Genomic DNA, 26,791 nt, shown 5'->3' with positions numbered 1-26,791 from the left:
CTAAATGAATTTTACTTCAGTAGTCACTCTTCAAGACTTGATATTTTTTCGTACCCGAAGGTACTGGATATCGTCTTGTGGAGTGCCCACACAGATTGTCTGATAAATTGTTAAAGAGCGTTCGTTACTGAGATAACTCTCGGTAACGCGGGAGGTGCATATTACGCTTTCCCGCTGAAGAGTCAAGCTTTTTTCTTATTAAGAAACGGTGTTTTCACCGGCTTGCTTCTTCCTGGCTGGGCGACTGGTTCTCGTTAGAGGAGTCGTTGTTCCCGGTCAGTGGAGGCGCATTATAGGGAGTTCTCAGAAGCCCGCAACCCCTAATTTCAATATTTTTTCCAACCGTTGAATGTTTAACCAAAACCCCGTTAAAGAGGCAGTTTTTTCAACGATTTAAAGCCATAACCCTGCAAAACGGGCAATAAAGCGTCAGTGTCTTCATTCAACGCCATGCAATACGCCAGATTATCTTCCTGAGTCGACACCAGATTTTCCTGCGAAGAAATAAGCCAAGCGGTGCGACGAGCAATAGCCGCACCGGAATCCACCAGTCGGGTTCCCTCAGGCAACACCTGCATTAACTCTTCGGCTAATAAAGGGAAGTGGGTGCAACCGAGTACCACGGTATCCGGCGGCTCGCGCATGCTCAGCCATGGATGCAGAATTTTCTTCAGCGTGGCCAGAGGTACGGCTTCACCGTGCAGCTTGGCTTCCGCCAGTTCCACCAGCTCTGAAGATCCCAATAGCTCGATCTTGCAATCGGTAGCGAAGCGGGCAATCAACTCATGGGTATAGGTGCGCTGTACGGTACCCCGGGTCGCCAACAGCCCGACAACGCCATTGGCGGTCAAGCGGGCAGCAGGTTTAATCGCGGGCACTACGCCCACTACCGGGAAGGTAAAGCGCTCGCGCAGCGCCGGTAGCGATACGGTACTGGCGGTATTACAGGCGATGACGACGATCGCCAGAGGATGCCGCTGTTGCACCGCGCTGACAATCTCCAGCACGCGTTCAACGATAAACTCTTCGGATTTCTCGCCGTAGGGGAATGCCACGTTATCGAAGGCATAGATATAGTGGAGGTCCGGCAGCAATTGCCGAACCTCCTGATACACCGACAGCCCGCCGACGCCGGAATCAAATACCAGCACCGTCGGGCGTGGCGTCGCGGTGGTGTTAGAAGGTATAGCTTCCAGTGAGGTAGTATTCTCTTCCTGGAGTAGCGTAGCCATAAGCCGTCTCATAATCTTTATCAAACAGGTTGGCAATTCTACCACGAACTGTCAGATGAGATGTGACCGGATACGAAACTGCGAGATCCCACAGGCTGACGCCGCCGAGTTTAACGCTTTGCTCTGGGTAGGTGCTGTAGTCTTTGTCATAACGCTCACCCAGATATTGATAGGTGACTGCCCAGTCAAAATCATAAACCTGCCAATCCAGCTCATACTTCACCTGCTGTTTGGCGCGACGCAGCAGAACTTCATTAGTTTTGGCATTGCGTGGATCGACATAGTCGTAACCAATGTGATGGGTTAACAGACCGGTGTCGAATGAGGCAGTAGCTTCAATACCTTTAATAGTGGCCTTGCCGACATTGTAATAAACGTAATTGGTCTCGCCGGTGGCATCAATCAGGTTATCAATATCGTTGCGGTAGCCGGACACGCGCCAGGTTACCGGCCCAGTCAAACCTTCAAAGCCGCCTTCCCACTGTTTGCTTTCTTCTGGCTTCAAATTAGTGTTGTTGCCGAAGTTGCCATACAGTTGGCTCATATTGGGTGCTTTAAACGCCGTGCCATAAGAAGCGATGAAACGATACCCTTCGACAAATTCCCAGGCAGCGCTAGTTTGCCAGGTGCCGTGCCAGCCGAATTCAGAGTGATCATCGCCACGTACCGCACCTTCCAACGTGACCGGGCCAACCAGTTGCTGCGCGGTAAGGTAAACACCGGCATTGCGTTGGGTTTTTTCACCGTTAACCGTAGTAGAGTCTGGCTTGATTTGCTGGTGTTGCCAGTCAATCCCTGAACTGACCGTCCCTTGGCCCACCTGAAGCGTGTTCCCCCACTGCAGATTGTATTGCTCGGCGTCTACCAAACTTGCCGAGCTGTCATGCATGCCCAGACGTGGATCGTAATCATAATCCTTGCTGTGGCTGTAGCTGCCGATCAACTGCGTTGCGTAGATACCTTCCTTATAACGCAGGCCAGTATCCCAGGTTTGGCTGTACAGTTTGCGGGTATCGACCAGCGGACTGGTTGGCGAAGAGTAGTAAGCGTCATAAGCCGTACGGTTGTCATAACCGTAGCCACGAACAAAACCGCTGATAGCCTCGCTGAATTGATGATCAACGGCGCCGTACAGCGACTTGCTCATGAAACCGTCGCGATCCTGCTGGCTTTGCATGCCAGTGCTGCCATAGGCCACCACATCATAGCCTTTGGTATAGGTATAGTTGCCTGCAACCGTCGCTACCGTACTCTCGCCCAGTTGTTGCTGAGTAGACGCATCGTAAGCCTGATAGCCATTGGAACCTACACCGGCGGAAAGCGTGGTGCCATTCTTCACGCGGGTAGTAATAATGTTGACCACCCCGCCGATGGCATCAGATCCGTACGCTGCCGAACGCGGTCCGCGGATATATTCGACTTTTTGCACCAGCGAGATCGGGATCTGGCTGAGGTCGGAAGAGCCGCTGACGCCGGCCTGATTAAGGCGAATGCCGTCAATCAGCACCAACACATGGCTGGAGTTGGTACCACGGATAAACAGCGAGCTTTTTTGCCCAAGGCCGCCACTTTGCCCGACATCCACGCCCGGCAAACGACGCATCACGTCGGTCAGGCTTTTGGCCTGCCAGCGGTCGATATCATCACGGGTAACAACAGAGGTTGGCGCCAGCACGGAAGAAACCGGCTGCGGGAAGCGGTTGGCGGTAACCACCAGGTTATCGCTGTTATTGGCTGTGGTGTTGTCTTGCGCCCATCCAGAAAAAGCCGTGACGGAGGAAACCACCATCAGCAGCGTATTTTTTGTAATTGTCATGAAAAAGCATCCAAACTTAATTGGCGGATGCCGCAGGATCATGGCCGGTAATTCGCGACGGCCACGGACATTGCGACGTAATACCGGCAGGTCTTCGGGCTTGGGAGTTACAAGTTGCACAGGCAACCTGCACCAGGCGATGACTTCCCATCCTGCAGTGGACAGTGTCTGCGTAAAAACGCTATCGCCGTGACTTCCCCTTACCGCTGCGCGTCAGCTCCGGATTCACACCGGATTCCCTTTTCACTCGCTGCTTGAGGCCGGACGGCAATGCTACGATCAATGTAAATAGATGTCTAGACTTCCACTAATGTTACAAATAATAAACACGACAAAACTGGACTTCACGGGCTGATTCCCTACAATCCCCGCTGATCAAATTTGCCTGACGAGAAGAAACATGACGCCCGAGAATTTGCCTATTGAACGTTACGATGACCAACTGGCGGAGAAAACTGCCCGGCTGAAGACGCTGATGTCACCGTTCACGGCACCCGAGCCGGAAGTGTTCCGCTCGCAAGTCGAACATTACCGTATGCGCGCCGAATTCCGCATCTGGCATGATGAAGACGAGATGTATCACATCATGTTTGACCAGCAGACCAAGCAACGTATCCGCGTCGATCGTTTCCCGGCCGCCAGCGAATTGATTAACCGCCTGATGAGCGCCCTGATCGCCGCTATCAAGCCAGAGCCCATCCTGCGCCACAAGCTGTTCCAGATTGACTATCTGTCGACCCGCAGCGGCAAAATCATTGCTTCGCTGCTGTATCACCGCAAACTGGACGAGGCCTGGCAACAACAGGCGGAAAAGCTGCGTGATAGCCTGCGCGCACAGGGCTTTGATTTGCAACTGATTGGCCGCGCGTCGAAAATGAAAATCATGCTGGATCAGGATTATGTAGATGAAGTCCTGCCGGTCGCCGGCCGCGATATGATCTACCGCCAGGTGGAAAACAGCTTCACCCAGCCGAACGCGGCAATGAACATACAGATGCTGGAATGGGCGCTGGACGTGACGACCGGCTCTAAAGGCGACCTGCTGGAACTCTACTGCGGCAACGGTAACTTCTCGCTGGCGCTGGCGCGTAATTTCGAGCGGGTGTTGGCCACCGAAATAGCCAAACCTTCGGTCGCGGCGGCGCAGTACAACATTGCGGCCAACCATATCGATAACGTGCAAATTATCCGCATGGCGGCGGAAGATTTTACCCAGGCGATGAACGGGGTACGGGAGTTTAACCGGCTGAAAGGTATCGATCTGAGCAGCTATAACTGCGAAACCATTTTTGTCGATCCGCCGCGCAGCGGGCTGGACGATGAAACGGTAAAAATGGTGCAAGCCTATCCGCGTATTTTGTATATCTCATGCAACCCGGAAACGCTGTGCGCCAATCTGGAAACGCTGCAGGAGACTCACCGCGTCAGTCGTCTGGCGCTGTTTGATCAGTTCCCGTACACCCATCATATGGAATGCGGTGTGCTGTTGGAAAAACGCGTATAACCTGACAGGGGCGTCGTTGCTGCGCCCCTGCCTTACCTTTACGCTTGCGAATTCCCCTCCAGCGCCTTGCGTGCCTTCAGCTTCACGCCAATCCAGAGCACCAGCGCCACTGCGACAATCGCAGGCAAGAAGTTAGAGCCAATCTGCGGGTATTCCGCACGCACGATCGCACTGTATAACAACACCCCCAACAGGAAACAGGCTGCGGCCAGTTTCGGCATGCCATCCGGCATGGCGCGGTGCTGATAACGTTGGTGCAGGCAGTACACCGCCAGAGCCAAAGCGATTATCGGGAAAATAGAAAACGGCACTACCGAGCTGAACAACGCGGCAAACGAACCGTTGATTGAAAGGCCGGCAATCAACGCCAGCAGTAAAGTGCCATTCTCACGGCCTGATTTTTCCATCATTTTCTACCTTTATACGTGGGACACAGAAGCTTTTTCTTGCTCGCGGCGATACCAGTAATAAGCGCCCTTGGAAATCATCCGCAGTTGCAACACTAAACGTTCCTCAAGCCGACGACGTTGGTCGATGTCAATATCCAGCGCTTCGGCGCCGGCGCTGAACACGATAGTCACCATGGCTTCCGCCTGCGCTTCGGTGAAGCTGCGCGGCATATGGTTTTCCAGCTCGAGGTAATCCGCCAGTTCGGCGATAAAATGTTGGATCTCGCGCGCCACCGCCGCACGAAAGGCGGCCGAGGTACCGGAACGCTCACGCAACAACAGGCGGAAGGCGTTGGGGTTGTTGCCGATAAACTCCATAAAGGTGGAGACCGAGGTGCGGATCACACTGCCGCCCTTGGCGATACGCTGGCGCGCCTGCCGCATCAGTTGGCGCAGCATCAGGCCACTCTCATCGACCATGGTCAGCCCAAGCTCGTCCACGTCACGGAAGTGGCGGTAAAATGACGTTGGCGCGATGCCCGCCTCGCGTGAGACTTCGCGCAAACTCAGGCTGGCAAAGCTGCGTTCGGCGCTTAGCTGGCTGAATGCCGCCTCAATGAGGGAACGACGAGTCCGTTCTTTTTGTTGTGCTCTGACGCCCATATGCATATCCAGATAAGATCCATTCATTGAGTCTAACGCCGTGGAGTCGGCAATATAGCAAATTTTATTGCAACAGCATTTATACAAACGCGTCCTGTCACAGTTTCAGCCTGTACCATTTGTGCTTTGCCTCAAAAAGCCTAATGGTGATTGGGCGCTCAGCGCTATGATGTTAAGATACCGTTGTAATTTTGTATAAGAACAGGTCTCTCCTACATGCAACAGCACTATCAATTTGATGCCATTGTAATTGGCTCGGGCCCTGGTGGTGAAGGTGCCGCTATGGGGCTGGTGAAACAGGGCGCCCGCGTGGCCGTTATCGAACGGTACAATAATGTGGGCGGCGGATGTACTCATTGGGGTACCATCCCGTCCAAAGCCCTCCGCCACGCCGTCAGCCGCATTATCGAATTCAACCAGAACCCGCTTTACAATAATTCACGCACGCTCAGTGCAACCTTCCCTGACATTTTACGCCACGCCGATAACGTCATTAATCAGCAAACCCGAATGCGCCAGGGTTTCTATGAACGCAACCAGTGCAAACTGTTTGCCGGCGACGCGCGCTTTATCGACGCCAACACCGTCAGCGTCAGCTACATGGATGGCACCCAGGACACCATCCGCGCCGATCATATCGTGATCGCCTGCGGCTCGCGCCCTTACCACCCGGCCAGCGTCGACTTCAATCATCCGCGCATCTATGACAGCGATTCCATTCTCGAACTGAGCCACGAACCGCGGCACGTTATCATTTACGGCGCCGGGGTGATCGGTTGTGAATACGCGTCGATCTTCCGTGGCCTGAACGTGAAGGTGGATCTGATCAACACCCGCGATCGCCTGCTGGCATTCCTCGATCAGGAAATGTCGGACTCACTGTCATACCACTTCTGGAACAATGGCGTGGTGATCCGTCACAACGAAGAGTTCGAGAAGATCGAAGGCACCGAAGACGGCGTGATTGTTCACCTGAAATCCGGCAAGAAAGTGAAAGCGGATTGCCTGCTGTACGCCAACGGGCGTACCGGTAACACCGATTCACTCGGGCTGGAGAAGGTCGGTCTGGAGTCAGACAGCCGCGGCCTGCTGAAAGTGAACAGCATGTACCAGACCGCGCTGTCTCACATTTACGCCGTGGGTGACGTGATTGGTTATCCGAGCCTGGCATCCGCCGCTTACGATCAGGGCCGCATCGCCGCACAGGCGATCGCCTCCGGCGAAGCCAGCGGGCATCTGATCGAAGACATTCCGACCGGTATCTACACCATTCCGGAAATCAGCTCCGTCGGTAAAACCGAGCAGGAACTGACGGCAATGAAAGTGCCGTATGAAGTGGGCCGCGCCCAGTTCAAGCATCTGGCACGTGCGCAAATTGCCGGGATGAACGTCGGCAGCCTGAAGATCCTGTTCCATCGCGACACCCTGCAGATCCTCGGGATCCACTGCTTCGGCGAGCGTGCGGCGGAGATCATCCACATCGGCCAGGCGATCATGGAACAGAAAGGTGAAGGCAATACTATCGAATATTTCGTTAATACGACCTTCAACTATCCGACCATGGCCGAAGCCTACCGGGTGGCAGCGCTAAACGGCTTAAACCGCCTGTTTTAACGTGGTACTGAAGTAGTTCTGCATGTGCTCGCGGATCGCCTCGGCCAATTGCTCATAACGACTGCGCAATGGGGAGCCGGGGCGGTACACCAGCGCAATGGTGCGCTTCGGTTCCGGTTTATAACAGTCGAGGTAGCAGACGCCGTCTCGCTCACGCTGCGGCGGTACCGCAAGCGTTGGCAACAGGGTAATGCCGCTGCCTGCCGCCACCATATTGCGCAGCGTTTCCAGACTGGTCGCGCGGAAGTGGGTATCCTCGTCCGCCCCCGCCTGGAAGCAAAAACCCATCGCCTGGTCGCGCAGGCAGTGGCCATCTTCCAGCATCAACAGTTTTTCGCCCGCCAAATCCGGCATCGCTACGCGATCGCGCTGTGCCCATGGGTGATCGGAATACACCGCCAGCTTCATCGGCTCATCAAATAGCGGCACTTCGATAAAAGCTTCCGTTTCCTTCACCAGCGCCAGAATGGCGCAGTCCAGCTTGCCGCTGTCGAGTTGCGCCAGCAGTTGATGGGTCTGCGCTTCATGCAGGTACATTTCCAGCTTGGGAAAGGTTTTATGCAGGGTAGGAATGATCTGTGGCAGCAAATAAGGCCCGACGGTAGGGATCAAGCCGATATGCAGCGGCCCTGACATAGCTTCCCCTTGTTGGCTGGCCATCTCTTTCAGGACTTTGACTTCGCGCAGCACGGTACGCGCCTGCTCCACCAGCAACAAGCCCGCCTGGGTGAATAACACCTTGCGGCTGGTACGTTCGAGCAGCATCACGCCCAGTTCGTCTTCCAGCTTGCGGATCTGCCCACTGAGCGTGGGTTGGCTAACATGGCATGAATCGGCGGCACGGCGGAAATGCCGGTGCTCGGCCAAGGCGACCAGGTACTCTAAATCACGAATATTCATTTTTTCCCTCCAGACCATGATAGCTCATGGCGATAGATAAGATAGCAATGAGCGATTAGATCTATCAAGCCCCGACGTCAATAATGTGTCCCAACGAAGCGATACAGCGCTAACGGTCAAAAATTATTTTCCTAATTAAGGGGTTAATCCATGTTTACCAGCCAAGAAGGCAAAAAAGTTCCTCAGGTTACTTTCCACACCCGTCAGGGCGACCAATGGATTGATGTCACCACCAATGACCTGTTCAAAGATAAAACCGTCATCGTATTTTCTCTGCCGGGCGCGTTTACCCCGACCTGTTCTTCCAGCCATTTGCCACGCTACAACGAGCTGTCCAGCGTATTCAAACAGCACGGCGTCGACAGCATCTTGTGCGTCTCGGTGAACGACACCTTCGTGATGAACGCCTGGAAAGCCGATCAGCACGCTGAGAACATCACCTTCGTGCCGGACGGCAACGGAGAGTTCACCAAAGGCATGAACATGCTGGTCGAGAAAGCCGATCTGGGCTTCGGTCCACGTTCATGGCGTTACTCGATGCTGGTGCGCAACGGCGTGGTGGAAAAAATGTTCGTCGAGCCCAACAAACCGGGCGACCCGTTTGAAGTCTCTGACGCCGACACCATGCTGAAATACCTGGCGCCGGAATTCAAAGTGCAGGAATCGGTTTCGCTGTTCACCAAGCCCGGCTGCCCGTTCTGCGCCAAAGCCAAACAGATGCTGCAAGAACGCGGTATCCAGTATGAAGAAATCGTGCTGGGCAAAGACGCCACCACCGTCAGCCTGCGTGCCGTCAGCGGCCGCGCCACCGTACCTCAGGTATTTATCGGCGGCCGTCACATCGGCGGCAGCGATGACCTGGAAAATTTCCTGTCAGCCTGATTAATCAATAATAACGAAGCCAACGTGAACTTTGGCGGGCTCCGGCCCGCCCTTTTTTTACCTTTCAGGAGCGGATATGAAACAGTTGAATGTTGACGTCGCGGTTATCGGCGGCGGCACCGCCGGTCTGGGCGCCTATCGCGCTGCCAAACTTTCTACCCCCAGCGTGGTGATGATCGAAGGCGGGCCTTATGGCACCACCTGCGCACGCGTTGGCTGCATGCCATCCAAATTGCTGATCGCCGCCGCCGAAGCAGTGCATCAAATCGAGCGTGCACCCGGCTTTGGCGTGTATCCCGCCGGTAAAACCACCGTTAACGGCCGTGAAGTGATGGATCGCGTCAAACGCGAGCGTGACCGCTTTGTCGGCTTTGTGCTGGAAGGCGTCGACGAGATCCCGGCCGCCGACAAGATTCACGGCTACGCCCGCTTTATCGACGACAATACCCTGCAGGTCGATGAACACACGCGCATCGTGGCGCAACGGATCGTTATCGCCACCGGTTCCCGCCCAAGCTGGCCGGCAGCATGGAATGCACTGGGCGACCGGCTGATCGTCAATGACGACGTGTTTAACTGGGACGATTTGCCGCAGTCCGTCGCGGTGTTTGGCCCGGGTGTCATCGGCCTGGAGCTGGGTCAGGCACTGCACCGTCTGGGCGTCGACACCAAAGTGTTTGGCGTCGGCGGCGCCGTCGGCCCATTAACCGACAGTGCGGTGCGCAGCTATGCCGCCAAAGCCCTGGGCGAAGAGTTTTATCTTGATGCCGACGTAAAGGTCGAGATGATGCAGCGCGAAGGCGACAAGGTGTTTATTCGCTACCAGGATCTGCAGGGTCAGCCGCAGGAAATCATGGTGGATTACGTACTGGCCGCCACCGGCCGCAGGCCGAACGTCGATAAGCTGGGCCTGGAAAACACCGGCCTCAAACTCGACGCTCGAGGCGTGCCGCAGGCCGATCGTTCGACCATGCAAACCAACGTGCCGCATATCTTCATCGCTGGCGACGCCAGCAACCAGCTCCCGCTGCTGCACGAAGCCAGCGATCAGGCGCGCATTGCCGGGGCCAACGCCGGCAGCTTCCCGGAAATCACCCCAGGCCTGCGCCGCAGCGCGATTTCGGTCGTATTCTCCGATCCGCAGATAGCCATGGTCGGTTCGACTTTCCGCGAACTCAACGAGAAATTCAGCGCTTGCGGCTGCTTCGACGTCGGCGAGGTTTCGTTCGAGAATCAGGGGCGCTCTCGCGTGATGCTGCGTAATAAAGGCCTCTTGCACGTCTACGGCGAGCAAGGCACCGGGCGTTTCCTCGGCGCGGAAATGATGGGGCCGGACGTGGAGCATATCGCTCACCTGCTGGCCTGGGCGCATCAGCAGCAGATGACCATCAACCAGATGCTGGATATGCCGTTCTACCACCCGGTGATCGAAGAAGGCCTGCGCACCGCACTGCGCGACCTGCAGGCCAAGCTCAAACTGGGTGAGGCCGAGGCGGAACGCTGCCAGCGCTGCCCGGGTGAGTAACCCACCATAAAAAAAGCGCGGCTCACACTGTGAACCGCGCCTTTATGAACCGGCTAACTTAACTTAAAACAACCGCTGTTTCGCTTCGGCGATCGCGCTGGCGACCTGCTGAGGAGAAACGCCGCCCTTGGCCGAACGCTTATCCAGGCAAGATTGCAGCGCCAGAATCGGGTACACGTCGTCGCCAATCACCGCACTGAACTTCTGCAATTCGGTCAGCGTCAGCGCCTCAAGCGCCTTGCCCTGTTGGATGGCTTCTACCACCGCTTCACCGACGATATGGTGCGCCTCACGGAACGGCACGCCTTTGGCGACCAGATAGTCCGCCAGTTCGGTCGAGTTGGCGTAACCCTGCTCAGCCGCCTCTTTGCAGCGTGGGCGTTTCACCTGAATGCCGTCCAGCACCAGCGCCGCCATCTGCAGGCAATCCATCCAGGTATCCAGTGCGTCGAACAGCCCTTCCTTGTCTTCCTGCATGTCTTTGTTATACGCCAGCGGCAAGCCTTTCAGCGTCATCATCATGCCGGTCAATGCGCCCTGTACACGGCCGCATTTGCCGCGGATCAGTTCCAACGCATCCGGGTTTTTCTTCTGCGGCATCAACGAAGAGCCGGAGGTTACGCGGTCAGACAAGTCGACAAACGCCGCTTCGCCGCTGTTGAAGAAGATCAGGTCTTCGGCAAAGCGCGACAGATGCACCATGCTGATGGAGGCATTCGACAGCAGCTCCAGCACGTGGTCGCGGTCGGAAACGCTGTCCAGGCTATTGCGGGTGGCCGAGGCAAAGCCCAACCAACCGGCAAGCTGTTCACGATCGATCGGATAAGCGGTACCGGCTAGCGCGCCGCTGCCCAGCGGGCTGACGTCCAGGCGCTTGAGCGTATCTTGCAGGCGGCTTTCATCGCGCGCCAGCATTTCCACATAGGCCAGGCACCAGTGAGCGAAAGTGACCGGTTGTGCGCGCTGCAGGTGGGTATAACCCGGCATCACCGCATCCTGATTGGCTTCGGCAGTTTCCACCAGCGCCTGCTGCAGTTGCACGATGGCCTGATGCAGTTCGCCGATTTGCTGTTTGCACCACAGTTTCAGATCGGTCGCGACCTGATCGTTACGGCTACGGCCGGTATGCAGCTTCTTGCCCAGATCGCCGACTTTATCGATCAGCTTCTGCTCCACCCAGCTGTGAATATCTTCCGCATCGCTGCTGACAATCGCCTGCGGGTCGGCCTGCACCTCTTCCAACAACACGCTCAAAGCCTGCTCAAGCTGTTGCTGCTCGGTTGCCGTCAGCACGTTGACGGTGACCAGCGCTTTCGACCAGGCCACAGAGCCAACAATGTCCTGTTCCGCCAGGCGATAATCAAAGCGCAGAGAGTCGTTTAACTGTTTGAACCGCTGATCTGCCGCCTGACTGAACCGTCCGCCCCAAAGTGCCATACTTTTACTCCTGTACCCGTCATACTTCGAGCCGCAGGTGTGTTGGCTGCGAGCGCTCACCCGAATCACTTACCGATGTAAGCTCATCGGGACTCTCGCTCTTGCCGCCTTCCTGCAACCCGAATTATTTAGGGTATAAATTTTATACGAAAGGGCGCAGCACGCTGCGCCCTTAACAAGTCACGCCGAATAATGAAATTACTTGTTCTTTTTCTCGTTCAGCGCGCGAATGCGTGAAGAGAGCGAGAACAGGCGGATAAAGCCGCCCGCGTGGCTGTGATCGTAAACCTCATCTTCGCCAAAGGTAGCAAACTCTTCAGAGTACAGGCTGTTGGCGGATTTCTTCTGAATCGCCGTCACCTGGCCTTTGTACAGCTGCAGCACCACTTCGCCGTTCACTTCTTCGGCCAGCGCTTCTGCAGAGGCCTGCAGAGAACGACGCAGCGGAGCAAACCAGCGGCCGTCGTACACCACGTAGGACATTTCCAGGCCCAACTGCTCGCGCCATTTGAAGCTGTCGCGATCCAGAACCAGTTGCTCAACGCCGCGCAGTGCCGCCACCATGATGGTGCCGCCCGGAGTTTCGTAGCAACCGCGAGATTTGATGCCTACCAGACGGTTTTCCACGATGTCGATCCGGCCCACGCCATGTTTGGCGCCCAGCACGTTCAGGGTTTCCAGACATTTGTATGGGCTCAAGGCTTCACCGTTAACCGCCACAACGCGGCCTTTTTCTACGGTGATGGTCACTTGCTCAGGCTGGTCCGGCGCTTCCTGCGGATCTACGGTCCAAACCCAGCAGTCTTTGTTCGGGGCATTCCACGGGCTTTCCAGCACGCCGCCTTCGGTAGAGATATGCCAGGCGTTCTCGTCACGGCTGTAGATTTTTTCCAGCGACGCAGTCGTTGGGATATTGCGCTCTTTCAGGTAATCCAGCAGCGCTTCACGGGAACGCAGGTTCCACTCACGCCAAGGCGCAACCACTTTCAGGTGTGGCGCCAGCGCGGTGTAGGTGGTTTCGAAACGCACCTGGTCATTGCCTTTGCCGGTTGCACCGTGGCACAGCGCATCAGCGCCGACCTTCAACGCCAGCTCAACCTGCGCTTTAGCGATAATCGGGCGCGCCATTGACGTGCCCAACAGGTAGCTGCCTTCATACAGCGCACCGGTCTGCAGAACCGGATAAACGTAATCGCGGATGAATTCTTCACGCAGATCAACCACGTGACACTCAGAGGCACCGGATTGCAGGGCTTTTTGCTCCACGCCTTCCAGATCGCTGCGCTCCTGGCCGATATCCGCCACGAACGCCACCACTTCGCAGCCGCCGTAGTTTTCTTTCAGCCAAGGAATGATGGCCGAAGTATCCAGGCCGCCAGAGTACGCCAGAACGATTTTTTTGATGCCTTGGTTTTGCATGGTCTTTTCCTTTTTAATTCTAAATTTAAGCGAGGATCCGGGTGCCAATCGACACGCCGTTAAACAGAGCTGGAAGCTGATCGGCATGGCGCCAGCTGGCGATATCCACCGGCCGGCCAAGGGTGCGGGCCGCGTCGAGCGCCGCATTCACCTTCACCACCATACCATCGGTGATGATGCCTTGGGCAATCAGTTGTTCCGCTTTTTGTGCCGTCATTTCTGCAATGCGTTGCCCTTTCCCATCGAGAATGCCACTGACATCCGACAGCAGGATCAAATCCGCACCCAGCGTGGCGGCCAGGGCCGTCGCCGCCTGATCGGCGTTCACATTCATTAATTCCCCTTCGGCGGTGATGCCGATAGAACTGATCACCGGCAGGTAGCCGGCGCCCAGCAGGGTATTGAGCAGCACCGGTGAACCGGGTTGCGCATTGCCTACGTGGCCCAGCGCCGGATCGAGTTGGGTCACGGAAACGCTGCCGCCGTCCGCCAGGCTCAGGCCCACCGCATTGATCCGGTGCTTGATGGCCCACGCCAGCAGGGTCTTGTTGGCAGTACCGGCCAGCGCGCCGGTAATGATGTCGATCTGGTCAGCAGGGGTCACCCGCAGGCCGTTTTTCTTCACCACCGGCAGAGAAAGTTGTTTCATCAGCTCATCCACCAGGCAACCGCCGCCGTGAACGATAACCAGCGGGCGCTGATGCTGCTGACGGTAGCTGTCCAGGGCGGTGAATAAACGCTCCAGCGCCTCTTCACTGTCTAATAACACGCCACCTAACTTGATAATTAACGGATTCATCGCTGTTTACATCCCACGCTGGTTATTCATTAAAGTAATGACTGGGTTTCCGGGAACCCAAAACGGATATTCAGGCATTGCACCGCCTGAGCAGCCGCGCCTTTCAACAGGTTGTCTTCCGCCGCTACGGCGATCAGGTGTTCGCCCTGAACGGCAAAGCCGATATCGCAGAACGGCAGGCCCACCACCGCTTTCAATGCCGGCACGCCTTTGTCGTACAGCCGCACCAGCGGTTTGTCGTCATAGGCGGCGTGATAGGCTGCGGCCACGTCCTGCGAGGTAACGCCGGCTTTCAAACGGCAGGTGATGGTTTCGAGAATACCACGCGGGAAGTTACCCAAATGTGGCGTGAAGATGACCGGTGCACCCAGATGCGCAACGATTTCCGGGTGATGACGGTGGTTGAAGATGCCGTACGGCTGCAAGCTCACTTCACAGAAGCTGGTGGTCACGCTGGCTTTGCGGCCCGCGCCGCTGACGCCGCTGGTGGCGTTGATGACCGGCCATTGGTCAAGATTCAACAGTTGTTGATCGATCAGGGGTTTCAGCGCCAACTGCGCCGCCGTCGGGTAGCAACCCGGTACGGCGATCAGTTGCGCCTGTTTGATTTTTTCGCTCTGCCACTCCGCCAGGCCATATACCGCCTGATCCAGCAGCTCAGGATGCTGATGCTCGAAACCGTAGTACTGGGTATAGAAACCGGCGTCTTTTACGCGGAACGCACCGGACAGATCGAACACCACACAGCCCGCAGCCAGGAACAAAGGCGCGATATCGTGGCTGACCTCGTGCGCCGTGGCCAGGAACACCACGTCGATACCATCGGCGGCGGCAGCCACGTCAACCAGCGGTTGTAACGGCAGATCGACGATGCCTTTTAACTGGGGATGCAAATCAGAAAGCAATTTTCCTGCATCTGCACTTTGCGCTGAAACCGCTAATGCGGTTATGTTCATATGTGGGTGACGATTCAGGTAAGCCGTGAGCTCCGCTCCGGCGTAACCGCTGGCACCAACGATCAGCGTATTCAACATGTGGCCTTTCACCTTCTTGGCTTACGAGTGGTCGTATTCGACTCAGGTAACCGGGCTCACCAGCGTTGTTTCGCCGTTCACCCACGTGGTCGAGCGTTGATGTTTTTATAATCATCCGGGAATCGGGTTCCCTTACGCTCTAGCTTACTGTATTTTTATTCAAAATAAATGCATGAATATTGATACTACCCTAACCAAAGGCTGTCAACAGTGAAGATGAAATTACCTCCATTTATTGAGCTGTACCGGGCGTTGATCGCCACTCCGTCGATCAGTGCCACCGATGGCGCCCTCGATCAGAGTAATGAAGCGTTAATCAACTTGCTGGCCGGATGGTTTGCCGATTTGGGCTTTCGCGTCGACGTACAGCCAGTGCCCGATACCCGCAACAAATTCAACCTGCTCGCCAGCATCGGCGAAGGCAGCGGTGGCCTGCTTTTGGCGGGCCACACCGACACCGTACCTTATGACGAAGGCCGCTGGACACGCGATCCCTTCACCCTGACCGAACACGACAATAAGCTGTACGGTCTGGGCACCGCGGACATGAAAGGCTTCTTTGCCTTTATTCTGGATGCCGTGCGCGACATCGATGCCGGCAAACTGACCAAGCCGCTATACATTCTGGCCACCGCAGATGAAGAAACGACGATGGCCGGCGCACGTTATTTCGCCGCCTCGACCGCCATCCGCCCGGATTTCGCCATTATCGGCGAGCCCACCTCACTGCAACCGGTGCGCGCGCACAAGGGGCATATGGCCAACGCCATCCGCATTGTCGGCCAGTCCGGCCACTCGAGCGATCCGGCGCGCGGCGTCAACGCCATCGATTTGATGCACGAAACCATTGGCCGCCTGATGGAACTGCGCAAAACGCTGCAGGAGCGCTACAACAACCCGGCATTCGCCGTGCCTTATCCGACGATGAACTTCGGCCATATCAGCGGCGGCGACGCGGCCAACCGCATCTGCGCCTGTTGTGAATTGCACCTGGATATTCGCCCGCTGCCGGGCATGACGCTCGACAATATCAACGAGCTGATGCACCAGACGCTGGAGCCGGTCAGCCAGCGCTGGCCGGGCCGCCTGAACATTGAGGAACTGCATGCCTCGGTCCCGGGCTACGAGTGCCCGACCGATCATCATATGGTGGCGGTGATTGAGAAACTGCTGGGCACCCGCACTCAGGTAGTCAACTACTGCACCGAGGCGCCGTTCGTCCAGCAGGTGTGCCCGACGCTGGTGCTTGGCCCGGGGTCAATCAACCAGGCGCACCAGCCGGATGAATACATCGATACGGCGTTTATCGAGCCGACGCGCAAGCTGCTGGGTCAGTTGGTCGAGCACTTTTGCCATCAATAAACCTGACACAAGGTAGGGGTAATGATTTATCATCGTCCCTACCTATTAAGAAGTATCAAAACAATATAATAAGCCAGACTGATAACCGGCGCGCCGTAATTAAATTTCAGAAAATGCGCCGATTTTGATGTTTTTTTGCTAAAAATAGTGTCAATTGACGATTGGACAGGAACGTGGCGAGATGAAACAGGCGCTCTTCGCCTGACACGTGAAATTTACTTACAAGATAAAAAATCATACAGAACTGGGCCAGGGGTTATATGAACGAACAATATTCGGCAATGCGAAGTAATGTCAGTATGCTCGGCAAATTGCTCGGCGATACCATCAAAGATGCGCTGGGCGAGCATATTCTCGATCGCGTTGAAACTATCCGTAAGCTTTCCAAATCTTCACGTGCCGGTAACGAGGCGCATCGTCAGGAGCTGCTTTCCACCTTGCAGAACCTGTCCAACGACGAGTTGCTGCCGGTCGCGCGCGCCTTCAGCCAGTTCCTTAATCTGACCAACGTCGCCGAGCAGTACCACAGCATTTCGCCCAATGGCGAAGCCGCCAGCAATCCCGAAGCGCTGGCCCAGTTGTTCACCCGGCTGAAAGACAAAAAGCTCAGCACCAAAGAGCTGCAAAATGCGGTCTCTCAGCTCTCCATCGAGCTGGTGCTGACGGCGCACCCGACGGAAATCACCCGCCGCACCCTGATCCACAAGCTGGTTGAGGTCAATACCTGTCTGAGCCAACTCGATCATAACGATCTGGCCGATTACGAGCGCAACAAGATCATGCGCCGCCTGCGCCAGCTGGTTGCCCAGTCATGGCACACCGACGAGATCCGTAAAAACCGCCCTTCGCCTATCGACGAAGCCAAGTGGGGCTTTGCGGTGGTGGAAAATAGCCTGTGGGAAGGGGTGCCTGCCTTCCTGCGCGAATTCAACGAGCAGTTGGAAAACTCCATCGATTACAGCCTGCCGGCGGAAGCCGTGCCGGTGCGTTTCACCTCCTGGATGGGCGGTGACCGCGACGGTAACCCGAACGTGACCGCCGAAATCACCCGTCACGTGCTGCTGCTCAGCCGCTGGAAAGCCTGCGACCTGTTCACCCGCGATATCCAGGTGTTGGTGTCCGAGCTGTCGATGACCGAATGTACTCCGGAATTGCGCGCCCTCGCCGGTGGCGACGAAGTGCAGGAACCGTACCGCGAAATCATGAAACAGCTGCGCGGCCAGTTGATGCGCTCTCAGGCCTATCTGGAAGGCCGCCTGAAAGGCGAACGCGTGCTGAAACCGAACGACCTGCTGGTAAGCAACGATCAGCTGTGGGAACCGTTGTTCGCCTGTTATCAGTCGCTGCAGGCCTGCGGCATGAGCATCATTGCCAACGGTCAGTTGCTGGATACCCTGCGCCGCGTTCGCTGCTTTGGCGTGCCGCTGGTGCGTATCGACGTCCGTCAGGAAAGCAACCGCCATACCGAAGCCATCGCCGAACTGACCCGTTATCTGGGCCTCGGCGACTACGAAAGCTGGTCAGAAGCCGACAAACAAGCATTCCTGATCCGCGAACTGAACTCCAAACGCCCGCTGGTGCCGCTGAAGTGGGAACCGAGCGCCGATACCCAGGAAGTGCTGGAAACCTGCCGCGTGATCGCCGAAGCGCCGCAAGGCTCCATCGCCGCCTACGTCATCTCCATGGCACGCACCCCTTCTGATGTGCTGGCGGTCCATCTGCTGCTGAAAGAAGCCGGTTGCCCGTTTGCACTGCCGGTCGCGCCGCTGTTCGAAACCCTCGACGACCTGAACAACGCCGACGACGTTATGACCCAGTTGCTGAATATCGACTGGTATCGCGGCTTTATCCAGGGCAAGCAGATGGTGATGATCGGCTATTCCGACTCGGCGAAAGACGCCGGGGTGATGGCCGCGTCCTGGGCGCAGTACCGCGCGCAAGATGCCTTGATCAAAACCTGTGAAAAGGCCGGCGTGGCGTTAACGCTGTTCCACGGCCGTGGCGGGTCGATTGGTCGCGGCGGCGCGCCTGCGCATGCGGCGCTGCTGTCGCAGCCTCCGGGCAGCCTGAAAGGTGGCCTGCGCGTGACCGAGCAGGGTGAGATGATTCGCTTCAAATTTGGCCTGCCGGAAGTGGCCATCAGCAGCCTGGCGCTGTATGCCGGCGCGGTTCTGGAAGCCAACCTGTTGCCGCCGCCGGAGCCGAAGAAAGAGTGGCGTTCGCTGATGGACGACCTGTCGGAGACATCGTGCAAAATGTACCGCGGCTACGTGCGCGAAAATCCGGACTTCGTGCCCTACTTCCGCGCCGCAACGCCGGAGCTGGAACTGGGTAAACTGCCGCTGGGTTCACGCCCGGCCAAGCGCAAGCCAAACGGTGGCGTAGAAAGCCTGCGCGCCATTCCGTGGATCTTCGCCTGGACGCAGAACCGCCTGATGCTGCCGGCCTGGCTGGGTGCCGGCGCAGGTTTGCAAGAAGCGGTGAAAGCCGGCAAACAGAATCAGTTGGAGGCCATGTGCCGCGACTGGCCGTTCTTCTCTACCCGCATCGCCATGCTGGAAATGGTCTTCGCCAAGGCCGACCTGTGGCTGGCGGAATACTACGATCAGCGCTTGGTCGACAAATCGCTGTGGCCGCTGGGCCAGCAACTGCGCGATCAGCTCGAAAGCGACATCAAGGTCGTGTTGACCATCGCCAATGACGCTCACCTGATGGAGGATCTGCCGTGGATCGCCGAATCCATCGCGCTGCGCAACGTGTATACCGATCCGCTGAACGTGCTGCAGGCAGAACTGCTGCACCGCTCGCGCCAGCAGGAACATCCTGATACCCGCGTTGAACAGGCATTGATGGTCACCATTGCCGGCGTCGCCGCCGGCATGCGCAACACCGGCTAGGTTGCGCGTCAAAGCACGGCTCCTGTTCACAGGAGCCGTTTTTCCATGTGTCGCTGACGGGCGCGGAGGTGCGCGATGGCGTTATCCCTCTCGGACTGGTTTGTTGCCAACGATATCGAGTGCTCGCGCCTGACGGCGATCAATGCCTCCTTCCCCCGTCACACCCACGATGAATACGTGATCAGCGCCAATTTGAGCGGTACCGAACAGATTTGGCTGAACGGCAAAACCTCGCTGGTACGCGGTGGCGAAATCACCGTTTACAACCCGGCCAGCATTCAGTCCTCGCAATTTGGCAGCGAGCAAGTCGAATTCTGCAGCGTGCATTTGCCGCAATCACTTTTGCGCAGCCTGACTAACACCCATAACCTGAGTTCCGATCGCCAGGCGCCGGCGCTGACCGAAGGCGTGCTGCGCAACCCGGCGTTGTTCGACGCCATTTGCCGCTATGCCTGCACCCCGCACGACGCCGTTGAACAAGAGCAGAATCTGCTGTGGCTGCTGGGTACCCTGCTGGACGATCGCACCGCGGATCACCCGCAACCGACGGAAACCGTCGGCCGGGCACTGGAATTCATGCGCGACAACCTGACGCTGAAAATCAGCCTGGACACATTGGCCCAGATCAGCGGCATGAGTAAATATCATTTTGTCCGGCTGTTCCGGCAACGCGTCGGCATGCCGCCGCTGCAATATCACATGCAGTTGCGGCTGCTGGAGGCGCGTAACCTGTTGCGGCAGAATCAACACACGCTGGACGTGGCGCTGGCCCTGGGTTTTTACGATCAAAGCCATTTTATTAACGCTTTTCGCAAAACAATGGGCATCACGCCGCATCACTATCTGCAATCCTTCACCCGCTAAATAAACTCACGGTAGCCCGACACCACCACGTACAGCGCGAAGTAGCCAAAAATCACCGCCGAAGCAAAGTAAGAATATTTCAGCAGGCGTGCCCCCAGCATTTTGCCGCCCAGGCTGCCAACGGAACAAAGCACCGCCGTCCACACCACGCCGGCAATAAAAAAGCCGGAGAGGAACCACGACGTTGCCGCCGGCCCCCCCTGACCCATACGTGAAATCAGCGCGCCGCCCACCGCCGCAAACCACAGGATCGCCGTAGGAGATGACATCGCCAGCACCACGCCGCGCAGAAAGTTGCGCGGCACCGAGCGTGGCGTCTCCGGCTCAGCCACTGCCAGCTCAGTCGCCCTGGCGAAGGCCGCCCGCAGCATTTTGTAAGCGAACCACAGCAGCATCATTGAGCCGCCGATCCACAGTACCCAGCGGACACCTTGGTATTGCAACAGCACCGCCATGCCCGCCAGCGCCAGCACCGCATAAATCAGGTCACCCACGCAGGTACCGATCCCCAGCCAGAAGCCGTGAAAATAGCCGCGTTGCATCGCCAGCGTGATCATGGCGATATTGGCGATGCCAATATCCAGACAAAGCGACAAACTGAGTAAAAAACCATTGGAAAACGGCATCATGGTGACGAGCTCTTTTCATGGGGATGATGCGTCATCTCACCATGCCGCTAAAGAGGGGTATTGGAAGAAATTGCGCCCAACAAAAAGGGCGCTGTTTTTACGCAGCGCCCCTCCCGATAGTGAATGGATTATGCAGCGGCCGGGCGCACACCCAGCGTATGGCAGATGGCATAGCTCATCTCGGCGCGGTTCAGCGTATAGAAGTGGAAATCTTTCACCCCTTCGCGGCTGAGGATCTTCACCATGTCCATCGCGATATTGGCGCCGACCATTTTGCGGGTTTCGGCGTCGTCGTCCAGCCCTTCAAACATGCTGGTCATCCAGCTCGGTACGCGTACGTTGGTCATGGTGGCGAAACGCTGCAGCTGCTTGAAGTTGGATACCGGCAGAATGCCCGGCACGATTTCCACGTCAATACCGGTGGCGACACAGCGATCGCGGAAACGCAGATAGCTTTCCACGTCGAAGAAAAACTGGGTGATCGCGCGGTTGGCGCCGGCATCGATTTTACGCTTCAGGTTAATCAGATCCGCCTGCGGGCTTTTCGCCTCCGGATGCACCTCAGGGTAGGCGGCAACGGAGATATCGAAATCGCCGACCTCTTTCAGCAACCGAACCAAATCGGTCGCGTACATGTCCGGCTTGCCGCCACCCGGAGGCAGATCGCCGCGCAGCGCCACGATATGACGAATGCCGTTGTTCCAATAATCGGTGGCGATTTCACGCAGCTGAGCCGGGCTGGCGTCGATGCAGGTCAGGTGTGGAGCCGCATCCAGACCGGTGCGGTCCTTGATCCCTTTGATGATGCTGTGGGTGCGATCGCGCTCGCCCGAGTTTGCGCCATAGGTCACAGAGACAAATTTAGGTTTCAGGCTGCTCAGACGATCAATGGACTGCCACAGGGTATCTTCCATCTCGCTGGTGCGCGGCGGGAAAAACTCAAACGATACGTTAATCTGGCCGTTTAATTCCGCCAGACTCTGATTCAGCGCTTCCCGCTGGTTTGCGTGAAAAAAACTCATACCCTGTCCGCCTCTTATCGATCACTGTTTTGCATTTTGCTTTATTTTAATAAGCGTCTATACGTTTAGACGTCTAAATAGAAAATGCCGTATGTTGGCTAAAGAGTCAACAGGAAACTGGGGGAATAAGATGATTAATCCTCACCGGCAAAGAGAAAGAATTTCATGTTCGAAACAAGATGAATTATGGCAGGAAAAACGAGGGGCGCGGTGAACCCGCGCCCGCAAGAAAATTAAAGCAGTTGCGCCAAACGGTTAAGGTCTGACTGGATCGCCCCGGCCGTGACGTCGCGGCCGGCACCCGGCCCGCGGATCACCAACGGATTATCGCGGTACCAGCGGCTTTCGATAGCAAACACGTTGTCGCACGGCAACAGCGCCGCCAGCGGGTGCTCAGGACGCACCGCCTCTACCCCGACACGCGCCTTGCCGTTGGCATCGAAGCGCGCCACGTGCCGCAGCACCAGCCCCATTTCGCTGGCAGCCTCAAAACGCTGCAGCATCTGTTGGTTCAGCGCATCGCCGTTCTCGAAGAACTGATCGACAGAGCCCTGCTCGGCACCGGCAGGCACCAGCGACTCTACCCGCACCTGATTCGGTTCGATGTCATAGCCCGCTTCGCGCGCCAGAATGACCAGCTTGCGCATTACGTCCTGGCCGGAGAGATCGACGCGCGGATCCGGTTCCGTCAGCCCCTGCTGCCAGGCCTGATCCACCAGTTCGGTGAACGGCACCGTGCCGTCGAACTGCAGGAACAACCAGGAAAGCGTACCGGAGAAGATACCGCTGATCGCCAAAATGCTGTCGCCGCTGTCGCGCAGATCGCGCACCGTATGATTGACCGGCAGACCGGCACCGACGGTGGCGTTATACAGCCAGTGACGACCGGTTTTGGCGAAGGCATCGCGGATTTGGCGGTAGTTATCACCGCACGACGCGCCCGCCAGCTTGTTGGCGCTAATCACGTGAAAACCGTAGCTGGCGAAGTCCAGATACTGCTCGGCCAGATTTTCACTGGCGGTCACGTCAAGCACCACCAGATCGTCGAACGGGTGCGCACGCATCCACAGGAACAGAGACTCTTCGTCCAGCTCCTGCGCTTCGTCCTCGAAGAATGCCAGCGCGCGGCTGGCGTCCAGCCCGTCGTAATCCAGCAGGCTGCGGCGGCTGTCCACCACCCCGGCCAGAGTGAATTCAAAACCGCTGCGGGCGGAAATATTTTTCTGCTCGCGGGCAAACAGTTCCAGCCAGCGTGCGCCAATGTTACCTTTGCCGAACAGCACCAGACCGATGCGTTTTTCAGCGCGGAACAATGACTGGTGCAAGCCCTGAATCAGCAAGGCAGTCGGCCCCTGACGCAGTACCGCCACCAGGCTGATGCCGTCTTCCGCCTGCCAGATAAACTCAACCGGCTGGTCTTTCAACTGTTGGTAGAAACGATGGCTGTGCAGCGGGTTTTTGCAAACCCCCGCCCCCACCAGCGCCACCAGCGCCAGCCCTTCGCGCAGCTTCAGTTCCCCCGGCAACCCGGCATCCTGCAAGGTACGCAGCACGCTGTTCACCACTTCCGAGGTGTAGCACAGCTGAACCAGGTTGCGGTCCGGATGAATGCCGACAGCCAAGGGTTTGATCTGCGCGCGCTTCAGCACCAGATCCAGATCTTTCTGCGCCAGCTTGAAATCATGCTGGCTGGCGACGCGCAGCTCAATCAGGCACACGTCATCATGGCTGGTGACAATCTTCGCGCCCGTGCCGGAAGCCAGCACGCGTTCGATGCGCGTTGAACCCTGTTCCGGCTGGTAACTGCATCGCAGTTGGAGATCGATATCGCTGCCGGAAACCGGCTGCAAGGTGCGGGTATGCAGCACCGGTGCCGCCAGACGCGCCAGTTCGCTGGCTTCATCCAACCGCAGCAGCGGCAGCAGGCAGGCATCTTTCACTTTACGTGGGTCGGCGCTGTACACCCCGGCCACGTCGCTCCAGATAGTCACGCGCTCCACGCCGGCCAAAGCGCCGACCTGGGTCGCGGAATAGTCACTGCCGTTACGCCCCAACAGCACGGTTTCACCGGCGTCGTTGCGTGAAATAAAACCGGTCACCACCAGGCGTTTGCCTGGGTGCTGAGCCAGCAATTGTTGCAGCAGCGGGTAAGAACGGCCTTCATCAACCTGCGGCTGAGCAGAGCGTTCCGTACGCAGGAAATCGCGCGCATCCAGCCAGGCCGCCTGCATATCCAACTTGTTCAGTACCGCAGCCATCAGCCGCGCCGACCAGATTTCGCCGTGGCCGACGACCTCGGCATAAGTCACGTCGTCAATCTTGTCATCCAGCAAAACTGCCAGACGCTCCAGATCCTGAATAAATTCGGCGATCAGCGGTTCGGCGGTTTCCGGCGGCAATAAACCGCCGATCAATTCGCTGTGATAACGGCGCAGCGTCTGCTGAACCTGATGCGCAGAAAGGCGATCGCTCTGGCTGAGCTTCAGCCAGTTAATCAGTTGGTTGGTGGTGCTGCCGGCAGCCGACACCACCATCATATCGCCCGGCTGGCTGTATTCGGCCATGATCCCGGCCACACGCAGATAACACTTCACGTCCGCCAGGCTGCTGCCGCCAAACTTGTGCAGTTGACGCCCGCTCACCGGCCCTGCTACCGCAATTGCATTCATGCTTACCTCGTTGCCGCCGCCTGGAAAGCACGTTCCAGATCGGCAATCAAATCTTCGCTGTCTTCAATACCCACGGAAATACGCAGCAGGCTCTCGGAGATACCGGCCGCCGCACGTGCTTCCGCTGCCATACCGGCATGGGTCATGGTCGCTGCATGCGAAATCAGGCTTTCTACGCCCCCTAAGGATTCTGCCAGAGTAAACAGCTCAAGGGCAGAGAGGAAACGGCGAAGAAGCGCCTCATCACCATCCAGTTCAAAACTGAGCATCGCGCCAAAGCCGCGTTGCTGGCGGCGCGCAATCTCGTGCCCTGGGTTCTGTGGCAGAGAAGGATGATACAGCTTTTTCACCAGCGGTTGCTGCTGTAAATAACTGACAATCGCTTCGGCGTTTTGTTGCGCCGCCTTGATGCGTGGCGACAGGGTACGCATGCCGCGCAACAGCAAATAGCTGTCGAACGCGCCGCCGGTAACGCCGATATTATTGGCCCACCAAGCCAGCTCCACCGCCAGATCTTTATCTTTGGCGATCACCGCGCCGGCCACCACATCGGAATGGCCGTTGAGGTATTTGGTGCAGGAGTGAACCACCAGATCGGCTCCCAGTCCAATCGGCTGCTGCAGCGCCGGGCTGAGGAAGGTGTTATCCACTACCGTCAGCGCGCCTGCCGCATGCGCCGCCTCGCAAATCGCCGCAATGTCCACCACGCGCAAAAGCGGGTTGCTCGGGCTTTCTATCAGCACCAGTTTTGGCTTTTGCGCCAACGCCTGCGCCAACGCCTCTTCATTACTCTGATCGACAAACAGCACGCGGTAAGCGCCTCGCTTGCTCAGGCTGTCGAAAAGACGGTAGCTGCCACCGTAGCAATCGTGCGGCGCCACCAGCAGATCGCCGGGTTTCAGAAACACGGTGGTCACCAGATGGATCGCCGACATTCCGCTACTGGTCATTACCGCACCGGCGCCGCCTTCCAGCTCCGCCAGCGCACGTTGCACCACATCGCGCGTCGGATTGCCGCGGCGCGAGTAGTCATGAGCGCGAGGCTGGTTGAAATCGGTGAAATTATAGGTGCTGGAAAGATGGATCGGCGGGACAACGCAGCCGTACTGTTCGTCATCGTTCAGGCCGCTACGTACGGCAATCGTGGCTGGTTTACGCGTCATAGGGTCGCTCGGCTCTCAGGATTCGGATGAATGAGGGCTAAAGATTAATCGCAGCGGAGATGGACGTCAATACATCTGGACATCTAAACTTCTTTGCGTATAGATTGAGCAAAGCGGTAATACCCGCTAAAATTATGCCGGTTTGATATGACGATACGATGTTAACGCGAAATGCATAGGCGACACCTATTGATCCTGAGCATACAGTGACCCTGGTCGCGTAAAATTGACATTTATTTAGTGAGAACAGTGAAGATCGGGCATAATTGGCCGGTTTTTAGAATTTTGTAATTTTTCTGACAAATTTAAGGTGTCCCATGGCTGAGTGGAACGGCGAGTATGTCAGCCCTTACGCTGAACACGGTAAAAAAAGCGAGCAAGTAAAAAAAATCACGGTATCCATTCCGCTGAAGGTCCTGAAAATCCTCACCGATGAGCGGACTCGTCGCCAGGTCAATAACCTGCGCCACGCCACCAACAGCGAATTGCTGTGCGAAGCATTCCTGCATGCTTTTACCGGCCAGCCGCTGCCGAACGATGAAGACCTGCGCAAAGAACGCAGCGATGAAATCCCGGAAGCCGCAAAAGTGCTGATGCGTGAATTGGGTGTGGATCCCGATACCTGGGAATACTAACAGGTCGGCCTGCGAAAGCAGGCGGCAGAAACGAAAAAAGGCGCCGAAGGCGCCTTTTTCATCTGACGGTAAGAAATATTATTTCTTAGCGCCTGGTACGCTGAAACGCTTGTTGAAGCGGTCAACGCGGCCACCGGTAGCAACGTCACGCTGCTTGCCAGTGTAGAACGGGTGGCATTGACCACAAACGTCCAGGTTCAGATCGTGACCCACGGTAGAGCGGATTTTGATCACGTTACCGCAAGAGCAGTTAGCAGTAACTTCTTCGTATTTTGGGTGGATACCTTGTTTCATGGGAAACCTCAGTTAAGGCCGTGTCGCTATCCAGCCCTGTTT

22 protein-coding genes and 1 riboswitch are annotated in these 26,791 nt (G+C 56.9%); of the genes, 8 read left to right on the top strand and 14 right to left on the bottom strand.

Annotated elements, in window-relative coordinates; genetic code table 11:
- Positions 1-368: 368 nt before the first annotated feature.
- Together murI and btuB are read right to left on the bottom strand one after the other, a co-directional pair.
- On the bottom strand, positions 369-1,232 hold the full coding sequence (gene murI / locus ACTJJ1_RS24235) for a glutamate racemase (protein ID WP_020457658.1): 864 nt from the start codon (positions 1,230-1,232) through the stop codon (positions 369-371).
- On the bottom strand, positions 1,177-3,048 hold the full coding sequence (gene btuB, locus ACTJJ1_RS24230; RefSeq protein ID WP_440835643.1) for a TonB-dependent vitamin B12 receptor BtuB: 1,872 nt from the start codon (positions 3,046-3,048) through the stop codon (positions 1,177-1,179). The genes murI and btuB overlap by 56 nt, the downstream gene beginning before the upstream one ends.
- 68 nt (positions 3,049-3,116) lie before the next feature.
- A riboswitch (cobalamin riboswitch) is annotated at positions 3,117-3,328 on the bottom strand.
- A 120-nt stretch (positions 3,329-3,448) separates the two neighbouring features.
- On the opposite strand from btuB, the gene trmA reads away from it, so the two are divergent.
- Entirely contained in the window at positions 3,449-4,552 is a 1,104-nt protein-coding gene (gene trmA, locus ACTJJ1_RS24225) for a tRNA (uridine(54)-C5)-methyltransferase TrmA (protein ID WP_004953125.1), read from the top strand.
- A 38-nt stretch (positions 4,553-4,590) separates the two neighbouring features.
- Here trmA and ACTJJ1_RS24220 read toward each other — a convergent pair whose 3' ends face one another.
- The gene (locus ACTJJ1_RS24220) at positions 4,591-4,959 is read right to left on the bottom strand and encodes a YijD family membrane protein (RefSeq protein ID WP_041417252.1); all 369 of its coding nucleotides are present in this window, start codon (positions 4,957-4,959) and stop codon (positions 4,591-4,593) included.
- A gap of 12 nt (positions 4,960-4,971) precedes the next feature.
- A complete protein-coding gene (gene fabR / locus ACTJJ1_RS24215; protein WP_006317771.1) occupies positions 4,972-5,604 on the bottom strand; it encodes an HTH-type transcriptional repressor FabR in 633 nt (210 codons plus the stop codon).
- Positions 5,605-5,820: 216 nt separating this feature from the next.
- Between fabR and sthA the strand changes: the two genes are divergently transcribed.
- Entirely contained in the window at positions 5,821-7,218 is a 1,398-nt protein-coding gene (gene sthA, locus ACTJJ1_RS24210) for a Si-specific NAD(P)(+) transhydrogenase (RefSeq protein ID WP_004953133.1), read from the top strand.
- On the opposite strand, the gene oxyR is transcribed toward sthA, so the two are convergent.
- Positions 7,201-8,118: a DNA-binding transcriptional regulator OxyR gene (oxyR, locus tag ACTJJ1_RS24205; RefSeq protein ID WP_013814983.1), complete on the bottom strand. Its 918-nt coding sequence runs from the start codon at positions 8,116-8,118 to the stop codon at positions 7,201-7,203. The two genes, sthA and oxyR, sit on opposite strands and share 18 nt — an antisense overlap.
- A 150-nt stretch (positions 8,119-8,268) precedes the next feature.
- On the opposite strand from oxyR, the gene ACTJJ1_RS24200 reads away from it, so the two are divergent.
- Positions 8,269-9,000, top strand: a complete 732-nt coding sequence (locus ACTJJ1_RS24200) for a glutathione peroxidase (protein ID WP_004953139.1) — start codon at positions 8,269-8,271, stop codon at positions 8,998-9,000.
- Between the two features lie 76 nt (positions 9,001-9,076).
- Positions 9,077-10,525 carry a dihydrolipoyl dehydrogenase gene (locus tag ACTJJ1_RS24195; protein ID WP_004953141.1) on the top strand — a complete coding sequence of 483 codons (1,449 nt, stop codon included), beginning with the start codon at positions 9,077-9,079 and terminating at the stop codon, positions 10,523-10,525.
- A gap of 63 nt (positions 10,526-10,588) precedes the next feature.
- Here ACTJJ1_RS24195 and argH read toward each other — a convergent pair whose 3' ends face one another.
- From argH to argC, 4 genes are all read right to left on the bottom strand, one after another.
- Positions 10,589-11,962 carry an argininosuccinate lyase gene (gene argH, locus ACTJJ1_RS24190; RefSeq protein WP_004953144.1) on the bottom strand — a complete coding sequence of 458 codons (1,374 nt, stop codon included), beginning with the start codon at positions 11,960-11,962 and terminating at the stop codon, positions 10,589-10,591.
- 198 nt (positions 11,963-12,160) lie between these two features.
- Positions 12,161-13,381: an argininosuccinate synthase gene (locus tag ACTJJ1_RS24185; RefSeq protein WP_004953146.1), complete on the bottom strand. Its 1,221-nt coding sequence runs from the start codon at positions 13,379-13,381 to the stop codon at positions 12,161-12,163.
- Positions 13,382-13,406: 25 nt separating this feature from the next.
- A complete protein-coding gene (gene argB, locus ACTJJ1_RS24180) occupies positions 13,407-14,180 on the bottom strand; it encodes an acetylglutamate kinase (RefSeq protein WP_004953149.1) in 774 nt (257 codons plus the stop codon).
- Between the two features lie 29 nt (positions 14,181-14,209).
- Positions 14,210-15,214, bottom strand: a complete 1,005-nt coding sequence (gene argC, locus ACTJJ1_RS24175; protein ID WP_440835639.1) for an N-acetyl-gamma-glutamyl-phosphate reductase — start codon at positions 15,212-15,214, stop codon at positions 14,210-14,212.
- A 216-nt stretch (positions 15,215-15,430) separates the two neighbouring features.
- Here argC and argE point away from each other — a divergent pair, with 216 nt between their 5' ends.
- The 3 genes from argE (at position 15,431) to ACTJJ1_RS24160 (ending at position 20,337) form a co-directional block, all read left to right on the top strand.
- Positions 15,431-16,576 (top strand): acetylornithine deacetylase, encoded by a 1,146-nt coding sequence (argE, locus tag ACTJJ1_RS24170; RefSeq protein WP_004953157.1) that lies wholly within the window; start codon positions 15,431-15,433, stop codon positions 16,574-16,576.
- Between the two features lie 260 nt (positions 16,577-16,836).
- Positions 16,837-19,473 carry a phosphoenolpyruvate carboxylase gene (gene ppc, locus ACTJJ1_RS24165; protein ID WP_004953159.1) on the top strand — a complete coding sequence of 879 codons (2,637 nt, stop codon included), beginning with the start codon at positions 16,837-16,839 and terminating at the stop codon, positions 19,471-19,473.
- 75 nt (positions 19,474-19,548) lie between these two features.
- Complete coding sequence (locus tag ACTJJ1_RS24160; protein ID WP_421414516.1) at positions 19,549-20,337, top strand: helix-turn-helix domain-containing protein; 789 nt, start codon at positions 19,549-19,551, stop codon at positions 20,335-20,337.
- Here the strand turns inward: ACTJJ1_RS24160 and ACTJJ1_RS24155 are convergent.
- The 4 genes from ACTJJ1_RS24155 to metB all read right to left on the bottom strand — a co-directional run bounded on the left by ACTJJ1_RS24155 (position 20,334) and on the right by metB (position 25,820).
- Positions 20,334-20,966: a LysE family transporter gene (locus tag ACTJJ1_RS24155; RefSeq protein WP_004953165.1), complete on the bottom strand. Its 633-nt coding sequence runs from the start codon at positions 20,964-20,966 to the stop codon at positions 20,334-20,336. The genes ACTJJ1_RS24160 and ACTJJ1_RS24155 overlap by 4 nt on opposite strands.
- Before the next feature lie 128 nt (positions 20,967-21,094).
- Entirely contained in the window at positions 21,095-21,988 is an 894-nt protein-coding gene (metF, locus tag ACTJJ1_RS24150; protein ID WP_004953167.1) for a methylenetetrahydrofolate reductase, read from the bottom strand.
- Positions 21,989-22,221: 233 nt separating this feature from the next.
- Positions 22,222-24,657: a bifunctional aspartate kinase/homoserine dehydrogenase II gene (locus ACTJJ1_RS24145; protein WP_004953170.1), complete on the bottom strand. Its 2,436-nt coding sequence runs from the start codon at positions 24,655-24,657 to the stop codon at positions 22,222-22,224.
- A 2-nt stretch (positions 24,658-24,659) separates the two neighbouring features.
- Positions 24,660-25,820 (bottom strand): cystathionine gamma-synthase, encoded by a 1,161-nt coding sequence (gene metB / locus ACTJJ1_RS24140; RefSeq protein WP_004953172.1) that lies wholly within the window; start codon positions 25,818-25,820, stop codon positions 24,660-24,662.
- 317 nt (positions 25,821-26,137) lie between these two features.
- Here metB and metJ point away from each other — a divergent pair, with 317 nt between their 5' ends.
- Positions 26,138-26,455 (top strand): met regulon transcriptional regulator MetJ, encoded by a 318-nt coding sequence (gene metJ / locus ACTJJ1_RS24135; protein ID WP_006317756.1) that lies wholly within the window; start codon positions 26,138-26,140, stop codon positions 26,453-26,455.
- A gap of 78 nt (positions 26,456-26,533) precedes the next feature.
- Here metJ and rpmE read toward each other — a convergent pair whose 3' ends face one another.
- Positions 26,534-26,749 carry a 50S ribosomal protein L31 gene (rpmE, locus tag ACTJJ1_RS24130; RefSeq protein ID WP_004953176.1) on the bottom strand — a complete coding sequence of 72 codons (216 nt, stop codon included), beginning with the start codon at positions 26,747-26,749 and terminating at the stop codon, positions 26,534-26,536.
- Positions 26,750-26,791: the final 42 nt, after the last annotated feature.

The organism is Serratia sp. 22264 (assembly GCF_052045345.1).
In the GTDB taxonomy this organism is placed as follows: domain Bacteria; phylum Pseudomonadota; class Gammaproteobacteria; order Enterobacterales; family Enterobacteriaceae; genus Serratia; species Serratia plymuthica.
Note: the sequence above shows the minus strand (reverse complement) of the source record. Positions and strands in the feature narration are given on the sequence as shown.